Consider the following 26,056-nt stretch of genomic DNA (forward strand, 5'->3'; position numbering starts at 1 on the left):
CGAACGACGCGCCGATCTCCACCAGGGCCTGCTCGAACTGGCCTGCAGCCTCATATGCCTCCGCCGACTCCGAACCTCATTCTGAAACGATCAGTAAGAGGTCCGCCGGGCTGGCGTGCCGCCCACGACGCGGCTGTTCGACGGAGACGTCGTCTAAGGGTTGTCCCGTAAGCGATCTTCGACCGGTTGCGGCAGTGCCTCGCGCGCGGGCGACTGGGCCCTGATGGCAGGATGATTGCCCCGACGATTCTGGGGGCCATGTCCGTGCACACGCCTGCTGACTACCTCGAACTGGCTCATACCGAGAGCGACAGCGCCGTACTGCATCGACTCGCGCGATGTCCGTACCCCTTCGTATGGCAGGCGCTGGCCGCCAATCCCGCCACGGCGCCTGGCACTCTGCTGGAACTGAGCACGGCGCAAGACAGTGCCTGGAACGACAACAGGCTCCTTCGGCTGCTGGCGGAGCATCCGAGTGCGGACCACGCGGTGCTGCGAGGCGTCCGTAATGCCGTGGCGGCGAAGCTCGCCGAAGGTGAACGGCCCTATGCCGCCGTGCTCGCGCTGGCTGGGCGGAAGGAACTCGCGGCGGCAGAAGTGCGAGAACTCGGGACTCTCCGTGGGGCTTCTGCGCGTCTGCGCGGTCAGCTGGACCGGCACCTCGGGCTCCGTACTTGACCCACGCCCGTCCCGGTCGACTCCAGGTGAAACGATCTCGGCGTGAGTGCAGTGATCACGGCGTCGGTGCCGTCCTGGATAGGTCCCTTCACCGGGCTGAGCCCGCGCTGCTTCCGCAGGCTGGTGACCACCGTGCGGCGCGAGACCGCTGCCCGACTTCAGCGTGGGCGGCCCGGGGGGCTCCCACTTGAGGATCGCATTCTGCTTGTCACGGCCTACTGGCGCACGAACTTGACCATGCGCCAGATCGCCCCGCTGTTCGGCATCTCGAAATCGGCCGCAGACCGGATCATCGACCACCTCGGGTGGCTTTGTACACGTCGAAGGGTTCTGGCTCAGCTTTCGTGCAGTGGCCACGGTGAGTGACGGCTGAGCGTCTCCGGACGGTATGCGAAGTCGCCCGAAAATGGACGGTGGTCAGTGCCGGTGGGCTGACAGTCCGGGCCGTGGAAGACGTTGCACTCCGGCTGAAGGAGCTGTTGTTCCCGGCGGTCGCGGACATCGCGGTGCTGTCGGTGGACGTGGATATCGAGAAGGTGCGCCTTGACGCACAGTGCACCACGGTCGGCGCCGCCTGTCCCGGATGCGGAGTCTGCTCGACCCGGGTGCACAGCACCTACCTGCGGTTTCTCGCTGATGTCCCGAGCGCCGGACGAAGCGTCGGACTTCAGCTGCGGGTCCGGCGGTTCCGGTGCGGGAACACCAAGCGCCCACGTCAGACGTTCGTGGAGCAGATATCCGGCCTCACCCGCAGGCATGGCCAGCGCACCGAGCGACTGCGCTCCGTCCTGACCGCCGTCGGCCTCGCCCTGGCAGGTCGAGCCGGCGCCCGCCTGGCTGCCGTGCTCGGCATGTCCATCAGCCGGAGTACGGTCTTGCGCCTGGTCGAGGCGCTGCCCGAGCCGGAGGTGCCGACGCCTCGGGTGGTCGGCGTCGACGAGTACGCCACCCGCAAGGGCCGCCGCTACGGCACTGTCCTGGTGGACGTCGAGACCCGCCGTCCGATTGATCTCCTGCCTGATCGAGAAGCATCGAGCCTGACCGCCTGGCTCGCCCGGCGGCCAGGGATCGAGGTCGTCTGCCGGGACCGCGCGCCGTTCTTCGCAGAAGGCGCTACTGCCGGGGCACCCCAGGCGACGCAGGTCGCCGACCGTTGGCACTTGTGGCACAACCTCGGGGAAGCCGCCGAGCGGGCTGTCGCCCGACACCGCCAGTGCCTTCGCGTCCTGGTCCCCGATCGCGAGGCGAAGGCCGAACCACCGGCGCCGCCCGAGGAGAAGGCGGACTCTCCATGGCGGAGCGAGCGGTTCGCCAACCGTGTTCGAGCCAGGCACGCCACGGTCCACGCGCTGCTGGAAGCCGGCCACAGCCGCCGTTCCATCGGGCGTCAGCTCCAGATGACCCACCGCACCGTCAAGAGCCTCGCCGACGCTGCGAAGCCGGAAGACCTCTTTCGCGGCCAGTGGCAGCACAACAGGACCTCCGTCCTCGACGAGTACAAGGCCTACCTGGACGAACGTTGGGACGAGGGCTGCACCAACGCCTGGAAGCTCTGGGAGGAGATCGTTCCCTTGTGTGGACGCTCACGTAATTCCCCAGGCAGAAGTTCACGTAATTCCCCAGGCTCCCGATCGTGGCCCAGGCGTCTCGGGCCGACGATGCTGCTCGTTAGAGTGCCTGCGTGTCGAAGACGAGCGTGAGCAACGAGACGGGCAGCCTGCTCTGCCTCTGGGTGGAGCCGTGGGGAACTGATCACTGGATGCGTCCGGGTGAGGAGTTCACCGTCGTGATCGAGACGGAGCCCGAGGAGTCGCCGTTCAATGTCGTCGTTCATGATCAGGGCATCACGGTGTGGGTGAATTCGGGAAGTGACGCCGAGGTCTTCGACAAGATCGGCAATCCGGCGCCGTGCGGGCATCAGCGGCCTGCCGACGCCGAATTCTGACCGGCCGGGTCGTCAGGTGAGTGGCTTGACGGGCTTGTCGGTGGGGTTCTTGGGTCGCTTGTTCGGGCGGTAGCTGGGGCCGTTCATGATGACCTGGTGGCTGGTGTTGATCAGCCGGTCCAGGAGCGACTCGGCGACGACAGGGTTGGGGAAGAGCGGATACCAGTCGCTGGGCGCCCGGTTGCTGGTGATGATCAGGGACCGGCCCTGCCGTTCGCTGACCAGTTCGTAGAGGTCATCGGCCTGGGCCGCGCCGAGCTGGCGCATGGCAAAGTCGTCGAGGATGAGCACGTCGGGCCGTACCAGTTCACGGATCCGCTTGTCCCAGGTGCGGTCCGCGTGGCCACCGGCGAGGTCCGCGAGGATCCGGCTGGTCTTGGCGAAGCGGACGTTCGCGCCCTGGCGGACGGCGAGGTGGCCGAGGGCCTGGGCGACGTGTGTCTTGCCGACCCCGACCGGGCCGAAGAGGATGACCGACTCGCCGGAGTGGAGCCAGCGCAGGGCTCCGAGGTCGCGGATCTGGGCGGCCGGGAGCTTCGAGGAGGCGGTGAAGTCGAACTCCTCCAGGGTGACCTGTTGCTCGAACTTCGCCCGTGTCAGGCGCCGTTGGAAGGCAACGGTTTCGCGGCGGGTGATTTCGTCTTGGCAGAGGACCTGGAGGAAGTCGAGGTGCCCGAGTTCGCCGCCGTGGGCCTGGGCCAGGCGGGCATCGAGGGTTTCCAGCATGCCCGAGAGCCGCAGCGACTTCAGCGACTCACGCAGGGCAGAGTCCATCACGCTCATCAGATGCTTCCCTCAGCTTCGCCGTGGACCTGGTTGTCGTGGAGTTCATCCGCCGTCTCGGACGGGGCGACGGAGGCGAAAAGTCGCTGGGGCCCGTGGAGGAAGGCCGCGGCTCCCGCGTCTCCGCTCGATTCGGGCTCCGGATCGGTCTCGGTGCCGGCGATCAGGATGCCCTTGATGGTGCGGTAGGACGGGTCTCCGGCCGTGATGGCCCTCGCGCAGGCGGCCTCCAGCCTCGCGTCGCCGTACTTCTTCTTCAGCCCGAGGATCCCCTGGGCGGCGCGGAGCCGGTAGAGAGAACGTGGCGTTGCCGAAGTACATGCTGCCATCGTCGGAGAACGTCGCGTCGCTGAAGGACACGGTGCCATCAGAGAACGTGGCGCCGGTGAAGTCCACGGCGCCGCCGGAGAGCGTCGCGCGGAAGAAGGACACGTTGCTGCCGGAGAACGTCGCGTAGCGGAAGGACACGTTGCTGCCGGAGAACGTCGCGTAGCGGAAGGACACGTTGCTGCCGGAGAACGTCGCGTAGCGGAAGGACACGTTGCTGCCAGAGAACGTCGCGTAGCGGAAGGACACGGCGCTGCCGGAGAACGTCGCGCCGCCGAAGTCCATATCACAGTCGACGGTGACCCCGGTGAGGTCGAGATCGCAGCCCTGCCAGGAGCGGTGGGCCCCCTGGGGGCGTCGGTAGTGGTCGCCGATGAGGCGCAAGATGGTGTGCCGGACCTTGCGGAAGGCCAGGTAGCGGTGGTGTTCCTCCTGATGGGTCGGGTCTTCGCCAGGGTCGGGGGTGAACGGGAGCTGCAGGTAGGCGCACAGAACGTCGATGCATGTCTGGCGCAGGTCTTGGGTGGGGGCGTCGTCGGCGAGGCCGGCCAAGGCATGAACACCGCCGAGTCGGACGGCGGGTGAGTCGGATCCGAGTTTGTCGACGGCTTGTGAAAAGCGTTCGGTGTGGAGGCGGGTGGCCTCGCGGTGGGCGCCCGCCTCGTCGACGCGCTGGCGGCGGTAGGCGACAACTAGGGCGACGAGTGCGCCAGCCCCGGCCACGACGCCGAAGGAGAGCTTCACCAGGTCGAAGAGCGTCTAGCCTCGCGGTCTTGTCGATTTCCTGGAAGTCCAGCAGATGCACCAGCCCGAAGAAGACGCTGCCGGAGACCAGGACCGCAGCCACGAAGGCCAGGGACAACGCTATTCCGACCCTCGACAGCCGCAGCTCTCGATTGTCCGCGGCTGCTCGTGGTCGCCGGGTGAGCCTCATGCCAGAGAAGACATGGCTGCACGGCCAGCGGTTGCACTCGACGCGGAGGACCGTTTCCGCCTCCTGCCTTGAATGGATCACTAGCGTCCCAGTACGTCTGCTTACTGGCCTTCTGGGCAACCGGCGCCCATGGGAGACAGCCGGATGCGATGCTCGGTCACGATCCCGTCCCGCCTCCCCCTTGGAGAAGAAGCATGGAGCTGAGCGCCACGGGCAACCCCGTCGTGACGAAGGAGGACCCCCAAGTGAGGGTCGGCCTCGACCTCCAGTCGGGCACGCTCGTCCTCACCCAGGACGGCAGAGACTTCGTGGCCTACCACGCCCTGGTGGAGTTCGCGGCGCCCCGAGAGCAGCCCTGGTCGGCGCAGGAGGTCAAGTTCGTGGCTCACGGGCCGGACGACGCATCCGTGGCGCTGGTCGTAGACCTCCTCAACGACGCCTGTGACGGGCCCCGGAAGGGCGTCCCCGAAGTGATCTGGCAGGTGGTGGCTCTCGCCGCGACATGCGCTGGGGACGTCGGTATCACCTACGCGCCTCCCACATCCTGACATCCGTCCTCGGGTGGGACGGGTCAACCGGAACCCTGCAGCCCCTCCTGGTGTCCCGATGGACATGAACGATGTGCTTCTCAACGCGCGGCGCCCGGCGCAGCGCGGCCTCGTGGTGGGCCAGGCACACTCGCACCTGATCCGGGCTCAGGGGGCTCTCCACCGGCGCCGGATCGGTGCGGTGGTCGTCCAAGTGGGGCATGGAATGCATGCCGGGACCGCTACCGCCCGGTGAGGTCGGTCGGGCCGACGCGTACGGCAGGCACCCGGCGGCGGGGACCAGCTTCCGGCCGCCGGCCAGCCTCGGGACCAGGCGCCCGACATTGCCGTGGCTGCCCGGCACCAGCTCCTGGACGAGGTAGGCGACGGGCGGCCCGGCCTCCTCCCACTCGGCCGCGACGACCAGGACCGGACGCCCGTCCGTCAGCGCTTCGCCGCGGTGGGCTGCTTCTTCGGCATGACGTCTCCCAGCCGGTCAGGCCCACGCTCCTCCGGCCGTACGTCAGGGGCCATAGAAGGAAGTGCAGGGCACAGGGGTGCCCTGATGATCATCTACGCGGGCCCCGGGAGACCTTGGCCACCCCCGTCTCGGGGATGCCCGCGGCGTGGGCGCGGGCTGAGCGGCGACCGGCAGTACGCGGCTGGCCGGGTCGTGCCAGCAACGGTAGCGGTCATCTCCGACAGGCCGCCGCACTTCCAGCCTGAACGGCGCCTTTCAGGGGGGCCGGAATCCTAAGCCAGCCGGTCAACGCCCGCACTACGATGCGCGGATGAGCGAGCTGGTGCCGTCCAGACGGCGCACCCTGTATCAGCGCGGGCCGCTGCGCCGCGCACTGCTGGACACCTCCGTATTGACCTCGGACGTCATCGCGGCCACCCGGCGGCGGGACCCGTCGTCGATCGTGGCCGGGGCGCAGGCGGGGACGGTGCGGTGCCTAATCCCGGTCCACGTGTGGGAGGAGGTGCCGCGGGTGCTGGGCGACCGGCACCGCGAGGGCGGGCGGTTCGACCTGGGGCGGGCGCTGGCGCTGTGGCACTCCCAGTACCTGCCCGTCCTGTGGGTCGTGGACGCCGCCGACCTGCCCATGACCCGGGAGGCTGAGGTGCTCGCGGGGCGGGATGCCTCGGACGTGCCGATGCTGTTGCTGGCCGGGGTGATCGCCCCGGTGGTCACCATCGGGACCGACAAGGACCTGGTCGCCAGCGGGCTCGCTGATGCCGACTACGTCGCCTTGCGCGCGGCCTTGGGGAAGGTGGGGGTGACAGAGGGCCGGATGGCCGACCTGGAACGGCAGGCCGGTGTCCTGACGAATGTGACCGGTCGCCTGGTCAAGGCCGTGGTGAATCAGGCGACCGAGCATCTCAGCGTTCGGCAGACGGTGGCAGCTGTGGCCTTGGCGGGCACGGCGGTCGGGGCGTTGGTCTGGCACGATCGGAGGCACCCACGTCCGCGCGTCCCCGTGCAGCAGCAGCGGACGTTGCACGTGGTGTTGAAGCATGCCTGGAAGGGCCTGGAGGCACTTGAGGTGAAGCACACCCAAGGTGAGGACCGGTGGCGTCAGGCGGAGCGGGGCATGCCTGGGGACACGTTGCTGCACCGGGTCGCCCGGACGCTGGTCGGTTCCCCGGATCCCCTAACCCGCACGGCGATAGTGGATCGCCTGGGCGAGCACGCCCCTGGTACGAGTCACGCCGAGCAGATGGCGGCCGTCCGGGGTGTACTGACCGCACACCCGATGTTCGCGGACGTCTCGGGGCGGGGGCGCTGGCAGGTCGGCCGCCTCGGTGGCCCGTAGCCGGACCGGCGCCGACAAGGGGGGAGCGGCCCCGACAGCCGGGCGCCAACGACACCCATGCCACGGTGTTACGTGACCGTCCACACCAGGGGGGCGGCTATGTCGTCTACCGCTCCAGGCAGGCATGCTCAGCAGATGAACGAGCCGCAGATACCGTCCCCCGTCGTCTACGCGGACGAGTCGTCGAACTCGGGCCCAAACCTGCTCGACCCAAACCAGCCGGTGTTCACTGTTGCGGGGATCCACCTCCCCGATGAGGTCGCGGGCGCCCTCGTGGACGAAGTTCGAGCACAGCTCCCGCCCGCCCAAGGAGAGCCCAAGTACAGCTCCCTCGCGCGGTCTGCACGAGGCCGAAAGGCACTGATGCGGGCCTTCGAACAGCTTCCGGAGGGGAGCACCCGCAGCTACGTGGTGGACAAGCGGTTCATGGTGATGACAAAGATGGTCGACGTGTTGATCGAACCGCTGACGGGCGCAGCCGACACCAATCTGTATGAGGGCAAGAAGGCTCTGGCCCTGGCGGACATGCTGCACATGGGCGGGCCGGTCCTCGGGGACGCCGTTGCCTATCAGCAGCTACTTCAGGCCTTCGTGGACTGGGTCCGACAGCTGAACGCGACGGGCGATCTGTTCGCGGCCTTGGCCGCATACAGGCGGTCGGTGCCATCGCAGCATGCCGATTTCGGCGACTTGGTTGATCTATTGACCTTTTCGCGGAGCATCGCCGCCGAGACCGCCGCCGACATCGCGGCTGGTCGAGAGCGCGATCTGCTCGACCCGGCGGTGCCATCGCTGTACTGCCTGGGCCTCACCTTCGGGGAAGCCATCGGCCCGTTTCGACTTGTTCACGACACCTCAAAGGTCATAGACCGGAACGCAGCGATCCTGCGCATGACTCATCTCGACCTGGCCCGGCCCGGGCAGTTCATGAAGCCCTTCCCCGCCACCCAGATCGAGTTCGCCGACAGCAGAGACCACCCGCAGCTACAACTCGCGGATTGGGCTGCCGGCGCAGTACGGCAGTGGGCTGCGCACTTGGCCGTAGGGGGAGGGGACCGCTTCTCGGAGGAACTGGAAGGGACGGTGCGCCCCTGGCTGGTCGACGCCATATGGCCTGTGAGCGCGGAGAACTGCGAGGCCATATGGCGGGAGCGCACCGAGGCTGGCGGGGCTTGATCAAAATCCGATGCCTTCGGTGGCGTTGTCCTCCACTTCTCGCCGTCGTCGACGTACTCCCAAAAGACGGGGCCTGGAAGGGCAAGCCCCGGCTAGGGCTTCTGCTGGGCCTGCTGGAATGCGGTAAGGCACGGGACGCAGAGCGAGTTCGTTCCGACGCCGCAGCGGCAACAGGGCTGTCGGCCTCTCTGCACTACGCCGGTTTGAGGAGTAGAAGCCGATGGTGATGGCGATTCTTGGAAACGACCACCCCTACTCCTCGCCCCACTTGCTCCCTCTCTGAGTGGGGAGTGATCGGGAGCGCAGTCCAGGTGGTGGAGTCGGGGCCGACCGACCGTGCAGTGTGCGGGCCGTGCCGAGCGGTCAAGGGCGCCTTCGGCGGCGCTTCGCGCTGGGCTTCGCCCACCCTGGACAGCTCAGCCCGCCCCTGGACCTGGCTGGCTATCGGCCGGCCCCTCCGCTGTGCCGCGCGACCGCAGGTCAGCTCGCGCGTTGCTGGGGAGACTCGGTGAGCAGGTCTGGAGCCGCCCTGAGTACCGGGTGGCCGATTTCAGGAAGCGCCTTCAATGGGCGGGTGATCCCAGTTTCCCGCTGCGTTACGGGAACGACCGCAGCGATGGTCTGCGCGTGCGCTCCTCGGTTTTTCCCGGTGTGCACAGCTGCGTGTTCCCAAACGGGACAGAGATGACCCGCATTCGGGGGCGGTCGCCCTCCGGACCCCTTCTGAACAGGCACGTCATCACGAGCCCCGAGCCCTTCCTTGCACGGTTGCTTCAGGCTGGCTGGAGGGCTGGCTGGAAGGCTGCCAACATCGGTTTGGCCAGCCGCAGCAGTCCCATCGGAACTGGGTCTGCGGGGCGCAGGCGCTGCAGTGCGCCATCCTAACCACGCTCTCTGGAGGCTTTCCTGTGCTCACGCCTGACGTGCCGAGTGCGCCAGCGGTTGACGAGCCCGCGGTGTCCGCGCCCTGCGCGCTGGCACCGGCTGAGGCGGCAGTGTTCATTAGCTTGATCTTGTCCGTCACTCTGCTGACATGGTCCGGCCGGCCCATCCCGGCTGTCCTGACCGCGCTGTGCGCCGGGGCTGCGACCATGCTGGCTCCGCTGAGGGGTATCTGTCTGGCCGCGCGCTCCGGATCGGGGTCGCAGAGGTGACGGACCACCGCCCTGACCGTTACGACATCATCCAAGCCATTCGGGACCAGGCCGATCACCCCCTGATGAGCTTGATTTGGTTCGGTGAGCAAGCTGAGCCGGATGCCGCCCCTATGTCCCCCGGTGACACCCATCTCGTCTACTGGCTGGGCAGACTCAGGTCCGCAGCGGGACTCAGCTACGAGCAGATGTCTCGCGCGAGCCGCAAGCGGGGAATGTACATCAGCACCAGCACATTCCGTCGCGCCGGGGCAGGCGTGGGCTGGATGTCCGAGCGCACAGCGGTCGCCTTCGCCGAAGTCTGCGGTGGGTCCTCAGAAGAGGCACGGAAGTATTGGTCTGAAGCACGAAAGGACCGAGCTCTTTGGGCCCTGCATGGCTCCAGGGGGCGCAGCCCGAGGGCTGTCCGTACAAGAGGGCAGCTCGCTGCCGAGTTGCGACGCATTCATGCCCGAGCCGGTGCTCCGACGCTTCGCCAACTCGAAGCCCGCGGCGGCAGGGATCACCATGGCAGACCCACTCTGCCGCGTACCGGAGTGTCGCTTGCATTGCGGGCACGGGGGACGCACCTGCCCTCGGTTTCCCTGCTGTGCGCGTTCCTAAGGGCATGCGGCGTGAGTGACTCAGAGACGAGAAAATGGGTGATCGCTCGTCGCCGCCTGGCACGGACGAAGAAGTTGTCGGCCGCGCCGCCTGGATAGTGCAGTCAACAGGTCACTTCGCGCAGGGGCCGATCTGGGCCGGGGCGCAGCTGAGGGCGGGCGCTCTGGTTGAGGTCTGGGGGATGGTTATGGCCGGTTCCCTTCGGACGGCGGCAGCGCTGGCAAGAGCGTTTTGGCTCGGGGTATTCCCTTGCTGGCGCGTTTGGTGCTGATGGCGAGGGCGGCGGGGCGGAGGGCGCCTGGGCCGTAGCGGGCGCGGGCGCGGTCGGTGACCGCTTCGATGGCCAGGGCGCGGTCGTCGTTGCGGCCGAGGGTGAGTTGCTGGGTGGCCTCGCTGGCCGGGCGGAGGTCCTGTGCGCGCAGGCTGATGCCGCGGACGCGGGCGCGCTGGAGGGCGAGAAGGTCGTACAGCTCGTATGCGGAGGTGGCGATCGTCCGGGTGTGGGCGCTCGCTTCGGTGAGGGTGCGGCTGCGGGTGCTGGAGCTGCGGTCGGCGTAGCGCACTGACAGGGCCAGGCCGCCGGCGGCCTGCCGCCCGTCGCGCAGGCCGGCCGCGACTTCCTCGGCCAGGGAGAGGAGGGCTCGGCGGTGCTCGGCCGGGTCCAGGACGTCGCGCTCGAAAACCCGCTCCGCGCCCAGCGACTTTGCGATCGGCTGAGTCTGGACGGTGCGCAGGTCCTGGCCGCGGGCGTGGGCGTGCAAGGCCCGGCCGGCGGCGGCGCCGAAGAGCCGTACGAGGGTGGGCACGGGGGTGTCGGCGATGTCGCCGATGGTGTGCAGGCCGTAGGTGCGCAGTTTGCCCGCAGTCGCCGGGCCGACCCCGTAGAGCGATGCCACCGGGCGGGGCCGCAGCCACCGCTGGACGTCGCCCGCACCGATGACGGTGGTCATGCCGGGCGGGGTGGCCGCGGCCGCCATCGTGGCGAGCATCCGGTTCGGGGCGATCGCGCATGTCGTCTGCACGCCGTGCAGAGCCAGTGTCCGCAGCCGAAGGAGCGCGGCGACCTCTGCGGGGTCGCGGTTCCAGTAGCGCAGCGCTCCGGTGATGTCGAGGTGTGCGGCGTCGGGTGCGAGCGCCTGGACGCGTGGGGTGATGCCCTCGGTGAGGGCCAGGAGCTGTGCGTACAAGTCGGTGTCGCCGGGGTGGGGGAGGTGGAAGTGGGCGTGGAGGATGAGGCGCTGGTTCATGGTGTTCACCCGGGGCTTCCGGGGCTGGTGTAGCCGAGGGACTTGAGGTCGGCGGCCCGGCTGCCGGCAGGTTGGAGGTCGGCGTACGGGTGCAGGCGGGCGCCGGTGGTGCCGTTCGCCAGGGTCCGGGTGGCGGCGCCGCTCTGCGCGGGGGTGGGGGCGAGCCGGCTGTGGCCGAGAAGGGCGAGGACGGCTTGGGGGCCGTGGTCGCGGCGCGCTGCGGCGAGTTCTTCCAGGTCCCATACCATCTGCCCGACGATGGTGCGGCGCGGGCCGCGGGCTTCGACGGTGCCCCGGACGAGCAGCAGCGCGGAGTGGAAGACCGTGTGGGCGACGGCATCGTGGCTGTCCTCGAAGAACGCGATGTCGACGAGTCCGGCCCCGTCTTCCAGGGTCACGAAGATGACGCGTTTGCCCGACGGGATCGGCGGGGTCTGCGTGGAGGCGCGCACACCTGCGACCAGGACCTGCTGCCCGGGGTACATCGCCTTGAGGTGGGCGGCGTCGGTGGCGCCGACCTCTCGGAGCAGCCGGTGGTGGTGGGTCATCAGGTGCTGGGACACGTCGATGGACAGCACGCTGATCTCGGCATTCAGCGCTTCGCGGCTGGTCATCTCCGGCAGGCCCGAGGGGTCGGCGGTGACGAGTTCCCCGCCGAGGGGGAGCTGGCCGTCGGCGGGACGGGCGCGGGTGTGCGCGTGGAGTTCAGCGGCCTGCAGGAGGAGATCGCGGCGGGTGAGCGGGCCGCGCAGCGCGTCGAGCGCACCGATCTGGATGAGGCGCTCGGCGATCGGCAGGGCGGGCCGGGCCCGCTGCCAGAAGTCCTGGAGGCTGTTGTAGGGCTGTCCGGCCGCGATCCGGGTGACCTGGTCCTCGCTGATCCCCTTCACCGACGACAGCGACAGCCGCACCCCCCACGTCCCGCCCTCGGTCTGCTCGATCCGGTAGTCGGCGGCGGAACGGTTCACGTCGACGTTCAGGACGGGCACGTGGTGGCGGCGGGCGTCGGAGACGATGACCCGCGCCGGCCACATGCCCGGGTCGTGCTCCAGCAGCCCGGCGTACAAGGCAGCCGGGTGGTGGGCCTTGAGCCAGGCGGACTGCAGGGCGGGGACGGCGAAGGCGACCGCGTGCGCGCGGCAGAAGCCGTACGCTCCGAACCCCCTGATGATCTCCCACACCTCGTCCAGGACTGCGGGGGAGTAGCCGCAGCCGCCGGCCTCGCCCTTGAACCAGGCCTCCACCTGCGGCAGACGCTCCTTGTCTGCGAGTGCACGGCGGGCGACCTCGGCCAGCGCCCGGTCGCATCCGGTCAGGACGGCGAACATGTCGATGATCTGCTCGTGCCAGATCGTCACTCCGTACGTCGAGGCCAGAACCGGGATCAGGTCGGGGTGCGGGTATTGGGGGGCGGCGCCGTGACGGGCAGCTATGTAGAGCGCGGGCATGCCGCCTTTGACCGGCCCGGGCCGGAAGAGGCTGATGTCAGCGATGACGTCCTGGACGTCGCGCGGCTGGAGCCGGCCGACGAGGTCCTGCTGTCCGGGGGACTCCAGCTGGAACATTCCCACCGTGTCGGAGGCCCTGATGAGGTCGAAGGCGCGCGGGTCGCCGAGGGGGACGTGGTCGGGGTTGTCGAGGTCGATCTGCCGTCCGGTCGTGCGCCGGACCTCCTTGACGGCGTGGGCCATCGCGGACTGCATCCGTACGCCGAGGACGTCGAGCTTGAGGAGGCCGAGGTCCTCGACGTCCTCCTTATCCGCTTGGACCATCGGGTACCCGCCCGGCGTCGGCTGCACCGGCAGCCGGTCCAGCAGCGTCGCGCTGGACAGGATCACCCCGCACGGGTGCATCGCGATCCCCCGCGGCAGCGCGTCCAGCCCTTCGGCCAGCTCCCACAACGGCCCGAACGAGCCGGCCTCCGCCGCGAGCTGCTTCAGCTCGGGCAGCTCGGCGAGCGCGCTGCGGATGTCACAGGCCCGGATGTGCGGGAACGACTTCGCGATCCGGTCGATCACCTGCGGTGCGATGCCCAGCGCGAGGCCGGTGTCGCGCAGGGCGTGCCGGGCCCGGTAAGTCTCGGGCATGCCCGTCACGGCGACCCTGGCGGTGCCGAAGCGTTCGATGATCCGGTCGTAGACCTCCAGCCGGCGTGCGGACTCCACGTCGACGTCGATGTCCGGCAGAGACCGGCGCCGTACCGACAGGAAGCGTTCGAAGAGCAGGTCGTGGTCGAGCGGGTTCGCCGTCGCCACGAACAGGCTGTGATTGACCATCGACCCGGCACCCGACCCGCGGGCCGCGACCCGGATACCCATCGCGCGGACATCCGCGACGACCTGGGCGACCGCCAAAAAATACGCCTCGTACTCCAGCGTCCCGATCACCCCGAGCTCGTACTCCAGTTGCTCCACCGCACGCCGGTCCCGGTCCAGACCGCGCGCGAACATGCCCGCCTCGCACCGCTGGCGCAGCAGCCGCATCGCCCCGCCCGACCCCACCTCGGCACCGACGACCTCGGGCTCGGGAAAATGCGGCCGCCCCAGACCCAGATCGGCCACCGGATCCAGGACGCACTCCTCCCCGGCCCGCACCGTCTCGGCCAGCAGCGCGGCCGCGCGTCCCTGTCCGGCGCCGGACGCCTGCGCGATCCACTCCGCGTCGGCCTGCATCGTGGCGGAGTCCTTCAGCCAGCGCTCGCCGCAGTCCAGCATCCGGCGGTCGATGGGTCGCAGCAGTCGGCCCGCGTCCAGCACGTCCGCGATCCGGTGCTGGCCGGGGTCGGCGTACCGGACCGCGTTCGTCAGCACCGCGGGGACACCGAGCTGATCGGCGAGACCGAGCGTGCGCGCGGCCAGCCGCAGCGAGCCCGGCCCCGTGCCCGGCACACCCCAGCACACCGTCTCCAACCGCAGGTTCGCACCGGCCAGCTCCCGCCACGGGGCGATCAGATCCTCGGCGAGGTCCGGCCGCCCGGCCGACAGGGCGCGCACCGGCTCCGAGACCGGCCCCAGCAGGACCAGCAGCTCGTTGTCCGTGTACCGCGCGAGCGTCTCCCAGGACACCACCGACGGTCCGGCCCCCGCGCCCGCGTGCGCGGCCGACACCAGACGGCACAGCCGCGACCACCCCGCGGCGTTCCGCGCGAGCAGCGTGACCCGCAGCGGCGGCTCCACCACGTGGGCGCCGCCCCGTGCCGGCGTACGGGTGCGGGCCGTGGAACCGGGACGGGACGGGGCGCAGGCGGCGACGGCGACGTCGACGCCGAAGACGGGCCGGATCCCGGCGGCGGTGGCCGCCTTCGCGAAGCGCACCGCGCCGGTCACGGTGTCCCGGTCGGTCAGCGCCAGCACGCCGATGCCCCGTTCAGCGGCGCGTCGCACCAGGTCGTGGGGGTGGGAGGCGCCGTAGCGGGCCGAGTAGCCGCTCGCCACGTGGAGGTGAACGCCGATAATGCCCACCTCCCACAGACGAACAAATTCAGCCGATATGGCTGGAACTTCTCCTTCCACGGTATCGAACTAAAATCGAACAGCGCGAATCGACTACTCCGAAGTAGGGATGCGATCACCGGGTCGACGGCGTCAGCTGGAAGGACCACGGTGTCGCGGAGGAGGTGGCGATCATGGCTCGTCCCGTATGGGCCGGAAACCTGTCATTCGGCCTGGTCAGCCTGCCCGTGGGCCTCTACACAGCCACCGACAGCCACACCATCCACTTCCACCAGCTCCAGCGCGGCACCTCCGACCGGATACGCAACCGCCGGGTGAACGAACGCACCGGCAAGGAGGTCGAACTCCACGACATCGTCAAGGGCTACGACACCGGCGGCGAATACGTCCTGGTCGAACCAGAGGAACTCGACGAGATCGCACCAGGCCGCTCCCGCTCCCTGGAGATCAGCGGCTTCGTCGACCTCGCCGAGGTGGACCCGATCTTCTTCGACAAGACCTACTACCTCGGGCCGCGAGGCAAGGAGTACGGGAAGGTCTACAGCCTGCTGGAGCAGGCCCTCGCGAAGGCCGGCAAGGCGGGCATCGCGATGTTCGTGATGCGCCAGCACGAGTACCTCGTCGCTCTCAAGGCCGAGAACGGCCTCCTGACCCTCCACACGCTCCACTGGGCCGACGAGATCCGGGACCCGAAGAAGGAGCTCGACAACCTTCCTGGCAGGGCCAAGGCCTCGGACAAGGAGCTGAAGATGGCCGAGCAGCTCATCGAGACCTTGAGCATGAAGTGGGACCCCGGCGAGTTCCACGACACCTTCCAGGAGAAGGTCGTTGCCATGATCGACGCCAAGCAGGCAGGCGAGACCGTCGAGAAGGCCGAACCCGCCGCCGAGCCGACCGGCGTCGTCGACCTTATGGAGGCTCTTCGCGCCAGCGTCGAACGGGCAGGCACCCCCAAACCGGCCGTCGGCAAGGCCACCGCATCCGGCACGACGGCGGCCCCCAAGAAGCCCACCGCCAAGAAGCGAATCAGCTCCGTGCCCGAGCAGGACCTGGCTGGCCTCACGAAGGTAGACCTTTACAAGAAGGCCGCCGCCGCCAACGTCCCCGGACGCTCGCAGATGACGCGCGACGACCTCGTGAAGGCGCTGGCCTCGGCCCGGCGGTGAACGGCCTCGGGCTCGTTGCCTCGAAAAGGTATTCATAAAGGTATTCAAAGGTGCATACTCGGGAACATGGCAGATACGACCGTGAAGATCGACTCCGAGACCCGAGACCGTCTCGCCGCCCTCGCGGCCGCTCACGGCAAGAGCGTCCGCGCCTACCTCGCCGAACTCGCCATCGAAGAGGAGAACCAGCTCGCCCTCGGCCGGGCCACCGCCGCCTTCCGCGAAGCCGTCAGCAAGCCGGGCATCGCCGACGCCTTCGACACCGAGTACGGCGGCCTCCCGACGTCCGCGAACTCGCGCCGGGCGGCCTGACCCTTGGAACTGCACATCGACATCCGGTGGCTCCTGGACCGGCAGGAAGAACTCCTCGGCAAAGACCTGGGAGTTCAGGACTACTCGGGCCTGGTCGCCGCGGTTGCCCGCCACCGCGTGAACACCCCCGCCCTGGCCACCGACGAACCCGACGCCTACTGGCGGGCCGCCGCCCTCCTGGAACAGATCGTGCTCCTGCGCCCGCTGCCGGCCCGCAACGAATACTTCGCATACGGCGTCGCCGTCGCCTACATCAAGGCCTCCGGCAAGACCGTGGACGACACCTTCGAACCCTGGCGCGACCTCATCAACGACATCCGCGCCCTCCGCCTGAACGTCTACGACGTCGCCGACCGACTGCGCTCGCTGCGCCCCAGTTCCTGAGCAGACGCGCCCTCGCCGGTGAACTGCCTGTTTCTGATCCCGGGCCGTCGGCCTCTGGCTACCCTTGGGAACAGGGCCCTCCAGGCCGCGTTCGCGGTCGTCAACGCCACCCCACGGTGATTTTCACCAGGGTGAAGTTGACCGTGGTCACTCCGACCTCCGGCGGCCCCAGGAGTCCCGTTCGCGGAACCGTCACCGTGACCGTTCTGCGAACGGCCGGACCCCACCTGTACTTCCACTTTTCGCCGCTGACCTGCGCGGACGGGCATCAGAAACAGGCAGTGACAGCTCTGTCTCCGCCCGGACCTGCGAGCACCGCGCGCGGTGGTGTCGGTGTCAGGCGTCAGGACCAGTCACGAGATCACTCATTCCCGAGGCGGGTGGGGGTGTCGCCCGGTTCCCGCCGGTGGGGCGAACCAGGTGTGTTCGACGATCGGGCTCCACCAGATGAGCAGCACTCCAAGCGTCCGGCGCGTGCCGGGCAAAACCCGGGGTGCCCGCCCGGCTGTACGCCGATCTGCGGCGCAGCGGCGCGGGCCCGGCCCCCCGGAGTTACCGGACGTCGGCGTCGTGGGTTGACCCGGTCGGGCTGCGGGCGTGGGGGGGGGGTGCCCCACATCAAGCGCGAACTGAATCGGTGGTTTAGGGAAAGCCCAGCAGAGACACAACGGGTGCCCCTATAGTCCGGGAATGATCCAAATACCAACGTTCGCGACGTGGTTGAAGGCTCACCCCGTCCGCAACTTTCCGAATGAGGAGACCGCGTGGGCGGTCTACAACGACCAGCAGCACCGGAGCGTGGAAGCGGCCATGCTCCAGCCGGGAACGGCGGAAGACGACAGCCAGGTCGCTGTGACCGCTGCGACCACCTTCCTCGAATCCGTCTCCGACGCCGCGTGGGTGAAGAGGAAGTTCCCCCTTGCAGATCAGCAGGAGGCTTTCGACCCTTGGCAGCGGCAGGCGCGCCAGCGCCAAGAGCTAGCCAGAAGGGTCTACGAGTTCCAGAGCGAACCCTGGTTCTCCGACTTCCTCAAGTACACCAGGACGAACGAAGCCGCCTCGGCACTCTTCGAGGCGGACGTCCTGCACACCCTGATGTGCATGCCCGCCGGCGTCACCAGAGTGATGGAGTCCAAGATCAAGGGGCAGGACTTCGACATACTTCTTCACCTGCCGAAGATCGGTGACATCCCCGTCGAAGTGAAGTACAAGCAGGACAACACGCCCTTTGCCCCGTCCACCATCCTCAACACAGTGAAGGGTGCGGCTAAGCAACTACCCAAGGACAAGGTCGGGTGCCTGTTCATACACATCCCGACCAGCTGGGTAGGTCCTGGCCGCGGCGATGAGTACGCGGACGCGCTGTACGACGCGCTGCGATCGACGTCACGGATCGGCGTCGTGTTCACTGCCGTGGACAAGCCGTCTCGCGTCCCCGAACAGAACAAGATTCACCACCTCAGAGTCTGGGATTACTACAGGCACGATTCCGCGTCGCAGGAACTGTGGGAGGCCGCCCTCCTACTGCGCAATCTCCTCGACAACGAGATGACCTTCTTCGCCCCGCACGCGCCGTTCTGAGTGCGTTCGGCTCCAGCTCGCGCATCGCAACGCATCGTCGCTGACCTCGTGAAGAACGACGCCGCCGGCGTCATCCACGGTGCGGCCGGCACAGGAAAGACATATGCGGATCGAGCCGTCTTCGGCTGATACGGCAACGTGCCATCCTGCTCGGCTCTACCGTCGCATCCCAGAACATCTACAGGACGATGTCGACGTCGAAGCTGGTCACTGCCGATATCCACGGCACAACGAAAGAGGTCAGCTTCTGACGAGGCTGTGCGCTGTCAGCCTGTGCTCGGCGGGCTGGGGGTGCCGGGGGTGCCGGGGGTGCCGCCTGAGTTTCTGCGGCGGGAGGAGTCTGATGCGTGCAGGACGCAGGAGTGTCGGCGTAGAAGGCTGTCCATGATGTCGGTGTGAGGGCTGTCGTTGAGGGACCACGCTTTACGTATGTGGGTGATGAGGGTGCGTGCGCTGTAGGGGGAGATGGTCAGTTCGAGGCGGGCTTCGGCGAGCCGTTCGTGGGCTCCGTAGGGTCCTTGGGCGATGGCGTCTTCGCTGCGGCGGTCGAGGCTGGGGGCAGCAAGGATTTCAAGGAGGGTGAGAGAGAAGTAGCTGTAGGCGGCGGCTTCGTCGACGAGCTGGCGCGCGTTGTCAGTGATGCCGTCGTGGATGGGGCGGGCGTTCGTGGGCCGGTGGGCGAACTCTGCGAGGGCTTGGAGCAGCGGTCCGTCGGAGCAGCCGCACGGTGCGGTCTTGAGGTGGCCGCAGAGTGTACGGAAATCGCTGAGGATGCCGCTGCTGTCCTGGGTCCATTGCTGTTTGCCGAGCAGGGTGCGGAAGCCGGCGAGGGTTTCGGAGAGTTCTTCGAGGATGAGTTCGCGCGCGATGTAGGCAAGTTCATGGGTGCGGGTTTTGGCTTCGATCTCTTCGATCTGGAGCCCGTAGCGCAGCAGGTCTCGTAAGAGGCCGCCGGAGAGGCTGTGGGCCAGGAGCGCGGTGTGGGGGGTGTGGCTGTCGGAGCGTTCGTCGAGGATGGTCTTGGCTTCTGCGAGGGTGCAGGCTTCGACGTGGATGATGTCATCGAGGGAGCTGTCGGTGACGTCCCGGTGGGGTAGGCCGCGGCGGACGAATGCAGCGCCGACGTCTTCGGCGACAGAGATCAGGTAGTAGACGTGGCGAATGCCAAGGATGGCTTTGATCTCTGCGAGGAAGGCAAGGGCTTGGGCGTCGGAGCCGAGCCGGTCGACTTCGTCGATTGCGATGAGGACGCGTTTCTTCCGGCGAGCCAGAGTGTCGGCGATGTCGGTGAGGAGCCCTCGGAATTCTTCGACCAAGGCGGGGAAGTTGGGCGGCATCGTGGAGATGGACGTGGCGTGCGAGCTGCCGATCTGAGCGGTGCTGTTGGAGAGGGTGTTGGTCGTGGTCTGGTTGGTCTGCAGGCGGTAGAGGTGGTTTTCGCAGCGGGTGACGAGGTGGGGTTTGGCTGGCTGGGGCCGCCATCCTGCCGCTCGGGCGAGCAGGGTGCCGATGACCAGTCCGGCGAGCCGCAGCGGGTTCTGCGCGTCCGCGAGGATGGCGTGGGTCGAGCGGGTGGTGACCAGGTAGTACAGGAGGTTGATGCCCAAACAGGTGGCGAGGAGTCGGCAGACGTCGCGGGCATAGACCGTGCGATGGCCGAAGTCGAGGTGAAGGTCGGCTAGCCGTTCTGAGTGGCATGCGGCGAGCGAGTAGAACCACGCCATGGTCAGGATTGCCGCGGTGAGAAGAGTGGTGCCGGGGACCTGGAGCGCCAGCTCGCGGATCTGGGGGTCGATGACAACACTGCACAGGCTTGCGAAGGCGATCAACGCTCCGAACAGGGGGCTGAATCTGTCCCATATCCTCCCGAAGGTGCGGGGGATCCAGGGATCATGGCGGGAGCGCCACCACGCCATGCCCACGACGATGACCACGACGCTGGTGACGACAGAGTGACCGCTCCAGACGTTGAGAACCCAGTCCTTGGTGGCATCGGCAACAGTGCCCGCGAAGTCGGAGACGGCGTCTTTGTACTGGCCGTAGAGCGAGCGGCCCGATTGTGAGACACCGAGAACCAGTAGGGCCGCAGCGGGAAGGGCGAACGAAGACCATCGGCTCAGGGCCCTGATCCGGCGGCCTGCGCTCTTCAGCGTCCGGTGGAATGGTGAGAGCCGGGCGAATTCCGGTGCCGTGTAGCCCTCGAACCGTATGTAGTCCTGGCACAGGCGAACCGATAGGGAGATCAAGAAGTCTTGCGGAGCGTAGGTGGCCGGAGCCTGGGCCACAAAACCGAAGTCGGCCTGATCGACGGCGTGCTCCAGCAGCGTGGACTTTCCTACGCCGCGGGGGCCGCAAACGGCGATGGTGCCTTCGTCCAGGTGGCTGAGCTTGCGCTGCAGCTGTTCCATCGCCTCGGTGGGGACGACGAAGCCGGGTGCTCTGGGCGCGCGCAGGCCTTTTGAGGTGCCGTTTGGGACGAAGAGGGAGTCGGGGTCCTCTCCCATGAGGTGGCGGATCATGCCGTCCATTACGGGGACGACGCCGTTGTCGTGGAGGGTCACTCCCCAGGCCACGGCTCGGAATCCGAGTTCGACCCGGGCCACGGCACAGGAAATGCCGAGTGCTCCGGCGAGGAGGCAGTAGCGAAGGTTGAGCCAGGCGGTGGTGCCGGCCCAGGCGAGAGCGAAAGTCAGCAGTGTCCCGGTGATGAGAACGATCAGCAAGGCCAGGAAGCCGCTGGTGATGAGCACGGTGAGACTGACCGCTGGCAGCAGAGTGCAGACGATCTGCCATTTCCACTCCGACTCGTCGGCTGCCGCCTGCCGTCTGTCCCGGGCCCTTTCCAGGCCGTCCAGCGCATGGTCGTACGCGGTCTTCTCAGCGCCGCCGGCCTGGGCGTGAGCCGCGGTGCTGTACATGTGGGTGTACATCTCGCGTAGGACATCGTGCCGGGAGGTTCCCGGCCTCATTCCGAGCTTGCGTGCGCGCGGAGGGTCGTCGAGTGCCGCCTCAATGCACTTCTCGTAGATATCGTCTCGGCTCGGTGCCGCAAAGAGCCGTACCAGATGCAGCACAGGGGGCAGCCAGTGTGTGTTGAGTAAGCTCGGCATCCGTTTCGGCCTTCCCCCCAGGTCTTCGGCTCGCGGATGTTAACGCCGCTCGGGCCTTGCTAGCAGGCAGACCTCCGCTGGTGGCCGGAACGCGCTACTTCGAGCGCAGAGAATGGCGCCGATGCCGTCGCGGCCCCTGATACCCATTCCGCGGGTGGTGATCGATGCGGGGCCAGAGCCAGGACCAAGAGCCTGACGCTGTAGGTGACTAACTGCCTGTTTCTGATGCCCGTCCGCGCAGGTCAGCGGCGAAAAGTGGAAGTACAGGTGGGGTCCGGCCGTTCGCAGAAAGGTCACGGTGACGGTTCCGCGAACGGGACTCCTGGGGCCGCCGGAGGTTGGAGTGACCACGGTCAACTTCACCCTGGTCTAATTCACCGCGGGGTGGCGTTGACGACCGCGAACGCGGCCTGGAGGGCCCTGTTCCCAAGGGTAGCGAGAGGCCGACGGCCCGGGATCAGAAACCGGCAGTTACGTGCAGTTCACGGGCGTTACAGCCCCTGTTCCAGGGGACTGGCCCAGCCGCTACGGCTGGACGGTATGAGCTGGTCATGATCATACCGGCGGCGCTCCTCGCGCGTACAGAGCGCAAGCGCGAGTCAGGGGTGGTCTCCCGAAAGCGAGGACCTCCCACAGCTCGGATCCGCCTTGGGGCCATCCCAGCGCGTACAGGGTGCACTGGTCTGTGGACGACGTACGACGTCGACATGGGACCGCCCCTCGCGTACGGAGTGCACCAGGCCCCGAGTGGGGCGACTTCCACGCACTCGGAACCGTCCCCGCGCGTACGGGGTGCACCTCTCGCGTCAGTCCCGCGCGATCACTGTGGAGGGACCGTCCCCGCGCGTACGGGGTGCACCTCTCGCGTCAGTCCCGCGCGATCACTGTGGAGGGACCGCCCCCGCGCGTACGGGGTGCACATGCCGCCCGGGGCCTTCACCATCGGCAAGAAGGGACCGTCCCCGCGTACGGGGTGCACCCGTCATCCCCAAGCCCGCACCGTCGCTCGAAGGGACCGTCCTCGCGCGTACGGGGTGCACCCGAGCGCCGCAGCGGTGGAGTCGGCTGCGCCGGGACCGTCCCCGCGCGTACGGGGTGCACGAACATGCCAACGGTCCTGGCCTGCCTGATGAGGGACCGTCCCCGCGCGTACGGGGTGCACGGTAGGACTGGGGTTCTCACCGCTCTGGATCAGGGACCGTCCCCGCGCGTACGGGGTGCACCCTCCCTGACCTGCAGGGCTATGCGGGAGCCCCGGCGCTTCTAACCACTTGCTGAGAGTCGGGCATTGGTGGCATTTGTACGCACTATGGATGTGTGGGGACGGCTGGGGGGTTGCCCTCCCAGGGTGACCCGTTGCCGGGTCTTCCCGCTTCATCCTGCTCGCCCCGCCAGCCCTAACGGGCGGTCGAGGTCTTACGTGCAGTCCACGGGCGTTACAGCCCCTGCTCCAGGGGACTGGCCCAGCCGCTACGGCCGGACAGGTGTGAGCTGGTCATGATCATACGGGCGGTGTTCTTCGCGCGTGCAGGGGGCGTGCCATCCTGCGGCTCACTCTCACCGGCCCGGACCGTCCCCGCACGTACGGGGTGCACGCCGGCCCCGAGTACGAGTCCCTCGGCGACATGGGACCGTCCCCGTGCGTACGGGGTGCACAGAACCAACGCGGAGGACACGGCCTACTGATCGGGACCGTCCCCGCGCGTACGGGGTGCACTCAGCGATGTGCTCCCACGTGATGAAGCGCCCGGGACCGTCCCCGCGCGTACGGGGTGCACGGGCGGGGTGCGCGCGACCTACGACGCGGTGTCGGGACCGTCCCCGCGCGTACGGGGTGCACCCTCCCTGACCTGCAGGGCTCTGCGGGAGCCCCGCCGCTTCCAACCACTTGTCGGGAGTCGGGCATTGGTGGCATTTGTACGCACTATGGATGTATGGGGACGGCTGGAAGGTTGCCCTCCCAGGGTGACCCGTTGCCGGGTCTTCCCGCTTCCTCCTGCGTGCCTCGCCCGCCCTTGCGGGCAGTCGGGGTCTTACGTGCAGTCCACGGGCGTTACAGCCCCTGCTCCAGGGGACTGGCCCAGCCGCTACGACTGGACAGGTGTGAGCTGGTCATGATCATACCGGCGGTGCTCCTCGCACGCATAGGGGCCGCGCCCTCCCGCGGCTCGGTCCCACCGGCCGGCCACGTAGGGACCGTCCGCGGCGTACAGGGGTGCACGCCGCCGCGCAGGAGGCGCAGACCCCTCCCCTAGGACCGTCCCCACGCGTACGGGGCGCACCCGATGCCGTCGGCGTGCAGGTTCCACACCTTGGGACCGTCCCCGCGCGTACGGGGTGCACTCCTCGTACCGGTCGCCGTGGTTGCAGTCCTCGGGACCGTCCCCGCGCGTACGGGGTGCACGCCACCCGGCCGTTGATGTCACGCTCCCACCAGAGACCGTCCCCGCGCGTACGGGGTGCACTCCCCCTGGACCACGTACTGGAGGTGTCAACGCTCTGTGAATCTTGACCCCCACGCGCTCCCGGAACTTGACCCCCGGTTGCTCGTCGTTGAGATCTGTCAAGATCAAATTTGCTGTGGGAACTCTGCGTCGATCAGCTGTAGGACCTCCTGCTGCCGCTGGTGGAACTGGGGGAGGTTGGGGCGGATGTGGTCCAGATGCTCGGCTGGCGAGGTCTCGCGAAAGTCAGGGTGCTGCCGCAGGTAGTCCAGGCTCAGTGACTTTTGAAGCGATGCGCAGAACAGGTAGGCCGAGGAAAGCGGCTCCGACTCGAACAAGACTTGCAGGTCCTCGTCGGCGGTAGTGGCTCTCCCGCAGACTCCCTCGACCATGGCTGCTAGCACCTCGACGGCCGCCGCAGGATCGCCGGTGGGATCCCAGAGAGCTTCTGAGAGTGCCCTGCGCATCCTCTGCGCAATCAGGGCTGTGGGTTCGCTTCGTTCGTCCGTCACGCCCTCATCATTGCCTGGGCGGGAAGAATTCGATCAGTCCTGGTGCGTCCGGTCTCCCTTTGCCAGCAGTTCGCGTCGTTGGCGGGTGCGGTAGGAGTCACCGGTCAGGGTGAGGACCTCGGCGTGGTGGACAAGTCGGTCGATCATCGCGGCCGCGACAACGTCGTCGGAGAAGGTCTCTCCCCACCGTCCGAAGGGCAGGTTTGAGGTGACCATCACGGAGCCTTGTTCGTAGCGTGAGGCGATGAGCTGGAAGAACAGGTTCGCCGCGTCCTGGTCGAAGGGGATGTAGCCGACCTCGTCGATGATGATCAACTTGTAGCGTCGGATCTTCTTCAGTTCGGCGTCCAGCCGGCCGGCCTGGTGGGCTGCGGCCAGGCGGGCGATCCAGTTGCTCGCGGTGTCGAAGAGGACCGAGTGGCCGGCCTGCGTGGCCTTGACGCCCAGGCCGATCGCCAGGTGAGTCTTGCCGAGGCCGGGCGGGCCCAGCAGGATCACGTTCTCCGCCTTCGCGACGAAGGTGCCCGTCGCCAGGTGGGCAAGGACGTCGCGACGCAGTGAGGGCAGGTGATCCAGGTTGAAGTCCTCAAGGGTTTTGACCTGCGGGAAGTGCGCGGTGCGGATCCGCATCGTGGTGCCCTTGGACTCCCGGTCGGCGACCTGGCGCTGCAACAGGGCGGCCAGGTACTCCTCGTGGGACCAGTTCTGGTCGCGGGCCTGGTCGGCGAGCTCCTCCCAGAAGGCGCCGACGGTGGGCATCTTCAGGACCCGGGTCAGGTAGGCGATCATCGATGGCATGCCGTCCTTCGGGAAGGATCCCGCAGTGTCCGGCTTGGCCTGGGTGGAGGTGGTCATGGATCACTTCGCCTTCGTGGAGGGTGGGTTGAAGTCGACGCCGAACAAGGCGTCGTAGTCCGGTAGGGCCCGCAGGGCGACCGCGTGCCCGTCGGGATGGTGGCGAGTGGCAGCTGCACGTTTCTGGCGGTCCAGCGCCAAGGCCTCGCGCATCCGTGCGGCGGTGGCGGCGTGGATCGGGTCAGTGACAACCCCGTGCTTGGCCCAGGACCTCACGTGACGGGCGACGACCTGTCCATCGCAGAACGCGGTCACCGTCTCGGGCGATGCGGTGATGTCGACGAACCGGCCGATGACCTGCGGGTCCACTGAGTAGTCGACGGTGTCGACGCGGATGTAGTAGTCGCGGCCCAGCCGGATGCGGTGGTTCAGACCGATCGGCGGGGTGACCGGCGGCAGCGGGAGCATCGACAGGTAGTCGGTCTCCAGCAGGTCCACCGGTCGGCCCTGGATCGAGCGGACGGTGCGGGCGTTGGCCCGCAGCAGCCACTGGCCCAGCTGGTCGTTGAAGTCGGCTGGGGATGCGAACTGGCGGCCTGGCAGGAACGAGGTCTCCAGATACTGGTTGTTGCGTTCGACCAGTCCTTTGTATTCCGGGTCGCGGGGTGGGGCCAGCTTGATCTTGGTGCCCAGCGTCCCCGCAAAGGCCGCGGCCGGTGCGGTCACCCGACCGGTTCCACCGATGGCCGCCTCCCGGTCCCAGACCAGGGTCCGCGTGACGCGGCCGATGCCGTGAATCAGCGACCACATGCCCGACAGGATGTCGCCACCCTGCCGGGTCGGGATCATCGTGGCCGCCATGAACCGGGAGAAGCCAAGCGTCATCACCAGCACCGGCAGCACTCGCTCCTGTCCTGGCGCGACCCGCACCTTCGTCTCGGGAAACCACAGGTCACACTGGGCGATCTGGCCAGGCTCGTAAGTCACCCGGTCGACCGGGTCGATGCCGACATATGTCGGCGGCGGGTGAATCGTGACCCACCCTGGCCGGTTGAAGATTGACCCCCGGTCCGTCAGTTGATGTTGTTCATTCCCCGGTATTGGCGGGT

17 protein-coding genes, 3 pseudogenes and 1 CRISPR repeat array are annotated in these 26,056 nt (G+C 67.9%); of the genes and pseudogenes, 11 read left to right on the forward strand and 9 right to left on the reverse strand.

The annotated features are described in order from the left end of the window. The first annotated feature begins 258 nt into the window (after positions 1–258). The 4 genes and pseudogenes from AC0693_RS38015 (at position 259) to AC0693_RS38030 (ending at position 2,623) form a co-directional block, all read left to right on the forward strand. Positions 259–678, forward strand: a complete 420-nt coding sequence (locus tag AC0693_RS38015; RefSeq protein ID WP_478804506.1) for a hypothetical protein — start codon at positions 259–261, stop codon at positions 676–678. A gap of 42 nt (positions 679–720) precedes the next feature. Continuing rightward, a pseudogene (locus AC0693_RS38020) lies at positions 721–984 on the forward strand (helix-turn-helix domain-containing protein); the annotation flags it as partial. Positions 985–1,124: 140 nt separating this feature from the next. Next, the gene (locus AC0693_RS38025; protein WP_478804507.1) at positions 1,125–2,378 is read left to right on the forward strand and encodes an ISL3 family transposase; all 1,254 of its coding nucleotides are present in this window, start codon (positions 1,125–1,127) and stop codon (positions 2,376–2,378) included. Beyond that, on the forward strand, positions 2,360–2,623 hold the full coding sequence (locus AC0693_RS38030) for a hypothetical protein (RefSeq protein WP_478804508.1): 264 nt from the start codon (positions 2,360–2,362) through the stop codon (positions 2,621–2,623). The genes AC0693_RS38025 and AC0693_RS38030 overlap by 19 nt, the downstream gene beginning before the upstream one ends. Positions 2,624–2,635: 12 nt before the next feature. Here AC0693_RS38030 and istB (AC0693_RS38035) read toward each other — a convergent pair whose 3' ends face one another. The 3 genes and pseudogenes from istB (AC0693_RS38035) to AC0693_RS38045 form a co-directional block, all read right to left on the reverse strand. Continuing rightward, positions 2,636–3,406, reverse strand: coding sequence for an IS21-like element helper ATPase IstB (gene istB, locus AC0693_RS38035; RefSeq protein ID WP_478804509.1), 771 nt, complete (start codon positions 3,404–3,406; stop codon positions 2,636–2,638). Next, a pseudogene (locus AC0693_RS38040) lies at positions 3,406–3,705 on the reverse strand (IS21 family transposase); the annotation flags it as partial. The gene istB (AC0693_RS38035) and the pseudogene AC0693_RS38040, both read right to left, overlap by 1 nt. A 253-nt stretch (positions 3,706–3,958) precedes the next feature. Then, positions 3,959–4,018 (reverse strand): annotated as a pseudogene (locus AC0693_RS38045) (hypothetical protein); the annotation flags it as partial. Positions 4,019–4,861: 843 nt separating this feature from the next. Between AC0693_RS38045 and AC0693_RS38050 the strand changes: the two are divergent. The 3 genes from AC0693_RS38050 (at position 4,862) to AC0693_RS38060 (ending at position 8,187) form a co-directional block, all read left to right on the forward strand. Further along, positions 4,862–5,215 carry a hypothetical protein gene (locus tag AC0693_RS38050; RefSeq protein WP_478804510.1) on the forward strand — a complete coding sequence of 118 codons (354 nt, stop codon included), beginning with the start codon at positions 4,862–4,864 and terminating at the stop codon, positions 5,213–5,215. A 770-nt stretch (positions 5,216–5,985) separates the two neighbouring features. Then, positions 5,986–7,011 carry a PIN domain-containing protein gene (locus AC0693_RS38055; RefSeq protein WP_478804511.1) on the forward strand — a complete coding sequence of 342 codons (1,026 nt, stop codon included), beginning with the start codon at positions 5,986–5,988 and terminating at the stop codon, positions 7,009–7,011. 135 nt (positions 7,012–7,146) lie between these two features. Then, positions 7,147–8,187, forward strand: coding sequence for a DUF3800 domain-containing protein (locus tag AC0693_RS38060; RefSeq protein ID WP_478804512.1), 1,041 nt, complete (start codon positions 7,147–7,149; stop codon positions 8,185–8,187). 1,942 nt (positions 8,188–10,129) lie between these two features. On the opposite strand, the gene AC0693_RS38065 is transcribed toward AC0693_RS38060, so the two are convergent. Beyond that, positions 10,130–11,191 carry a DNA polymerase Y family protein gene (locus tag AC0693_RS38065; RefSeq protein WP_478804513.1) on the reverse strand — a complete coding sequence of 354 codons (1,062 nt, stop codon included), beginning with the start codon at positions 11,189–11,191 and terminating at the stop codon, positions 10,130–10,132. Between the two features lie 5 nt (positions 11,192–11,196). After that, on the reverse strand, positions 11,197–14,643 hold the full coding sequence (locus tag AC0693_RS38070) for a DNA polymerase III subunit alpha (RefSeq protein ID WP_478804521.1): 3,447 nt from the start codon (positions 14,641–14,643) through the stop codon (positions 11,197–11,199). Between the two features lie 173 nt (positions 14,644–14,816). Between AC0693_RS38070 and ku the strand changes: the two genes are divergently transcribed. The 4 genes from ku to AC0693_RS38090 all read left to right on the forward strand — a co-directional run bounded on the left by ku (position 14,817) and on the right by AC0693_RS38090 (position 18,086). Further along, the gene (gene ku / locus AC0693_RS38075; RefSeq protein ID WP_478804514.1) at positions 14,817–15,809 is read left to right on the forward strand and encodes a non-homologous end joining protein Ku; all 993 of its coding nucleotides are present in this window, start codon (positions 14,817–14,819) and stop codon (positions 15,807–15,809) included. Between the two features lie 66 nt (positions 15,810–15,875). Further along, entirely contained in the window at positions 15,876–16,121 is a 246-nt protein-coding gene (locus AC0693_RS38080) for an antitoxin MazE7 (RefSeq protein WP_478804515.1), read from the forward strand. Between the two features lie 3 nt (positions 16,122–16,124). Next, on the forward strand, positions 16,125–16,505 hold the full coding sequence (locus AC0693_RS38085; protein ID WP_478804516.1) for a toxin Doc: 381 nt from the start codon (positions 16,125–16,127) through the stop codon (positions 16,503–16,505). 690 nt (positions 16,506–17,195) lie between these two features. Next, positions 17,196–18,086, forward strand: a complete 891-nt coding sequence (locus AC0693_RS38090; RefSeq protein ID WP_478804517.1) for a hypothetical protein — start codon at positions 17,196–17,198, stop codon at positions 18,084–18,086. A gap of 266 nt (positions 18,087–18,352) precedes the next feature. Here the strand turns inward: AC0693_RS38090 and AC0693_RS38095 are convergent, their stop codons facing one another. The 4 genes from AC0693_RS38095 to AC0693_RS38110 all read right to left on the reverse strand — a co-directional run. Next, the gene (locus AC0693_RS38095) at positions 18,353–21,016 is read right to left on the reverse strand and encodes a P-loop NTPase fold protein (RefSeq protein ID WP_478804518.1); all 2,664 of its coding nucleotides are present in this window, start codon (positions 21,014–21,016) and stop codon (positions 18,353–18,355) included. Positions 21,017–22,761: 1,745 nt separating this feature from the next. Then, positions 22,762–23,037: direct repeats of the CRISPR family, unit length 30 nt; unit sequence CGGGACCGTCCCCGCGCGTACGGGGTGCAC. A gap of 728 nt (positions 23,038–23,765) precedes the next feature. Next, entirely contained in the window at positions 23,766–24,152 is a 387-nt protein-coding gene (locus AC0693_RS38100) for a hypothetical protein (RefSeq protein ID WP_422517648.1), read from the reverse strand. A 33-nt stretch (positions 24,153–24,185) separates the two neighbouring features. After that, positions 24,186–25,007: an IS21-like element helper ATPase IstB gene (istB, locus tag AC0693_RS38105; RefSeq protein ID WP_478804519.1), complete on the reverse strand. Its 822-nt coding sequence runs from the start codon at positions 25,005–25,007 to the stop codon at positions 24,186–24,188. 3 nt (positions 25,008–25,010) lie between these two features. After that, the coding region (locus AC0693_RS38110; protein WP_478804520.1) for a Mu transposase domain-containing protein at positions 25,011–26,056 on the reverse strand (1,046 nt) is incomplete at its 5' end.

Source organism: Streptomyces sp. NPDC043876 (assembly GCF_056435825.1).

Excerpts from the sequence above, each read along its gene's own strand:
- ku (WP_478804514.1), top strand. The coding sequence starts at position 14,817 with ATGGCTCGTCCCGTATGGGCCGGAAACCTGTCATTCGGCCTGGTCAGC.
- istB (WP_478804519.1), bottom strand. The coding sequence starts at position 25,007 with ATGACCACCTCCACCCAGGCCAAGCCGGACACTGCGGGATCCTTCCCG.
- istB (WP_478804509.1), bottom strand. The coding sequence starts at position 3,406 with ATGAGCGTGATGGACTCTGCCCTGCGTGAGTCGCTGAAGTCGCTGCGG.
- AC0693_RS38065 (WP_478804513.1), bottom strand. The coding sequence starts at position 11,191 with ATGAACCAGCGCCTCATCCTCCACGCCCACTTCCACCTCCCCCACCCC.
- AC0693_RS38080 (WP_478804515.1), top strand. The coding sequence starts at position 15,876 with ATGGCAGATACGACCGTGAAGATCGACTCCGAGACCCGAGACCGTCTC.
- AC0693_RS38055 (WP_478804511.1), top strand. The coding sequence starts at position 5,986 with ATGAGCGAGCTGGTGCCGTCCAGACGGCGCACCCTGTATCAGCGCGGG.
- AC0693_RS38090 (WP_478804517.1), top strand. The coding sequence starts at position 17,196 with ATGATCCAAATACCAACGTTCGCGACGTGGTTGAAGGCTCACCCCGTC.
- AC0693_RS38050 (WP_478804510.1), top strand. The coding sequence starts at position 4,862 with ATGGAGCTGAGCGCCACGGGCAACCCCGTCGTGACGAAGGAGGACCCC.
- AC0693_RS38060 (WP_478804512.1), top strand. The coding sequence starts at position 7,147 with ATGAACGAGCCGCAGATACCGTCCCCCGTCGTCTACGCGGACGAGTCG.
- AC0693_RS38095 (WP_478804518.1), bottom strand. The coding sequence starts at position 21,016 with ATGTACACCCACATGTACAGCACCGCGGCTCACGCCCAGGCCGGCGGC.
- AC0693_RS38015 (WP_478804506.1), top strand. The coding sequence starts at position 259 with ATGTCCGTGCACACGCCTGCTGACTACCTCGAACTGGCTCATACCGAG.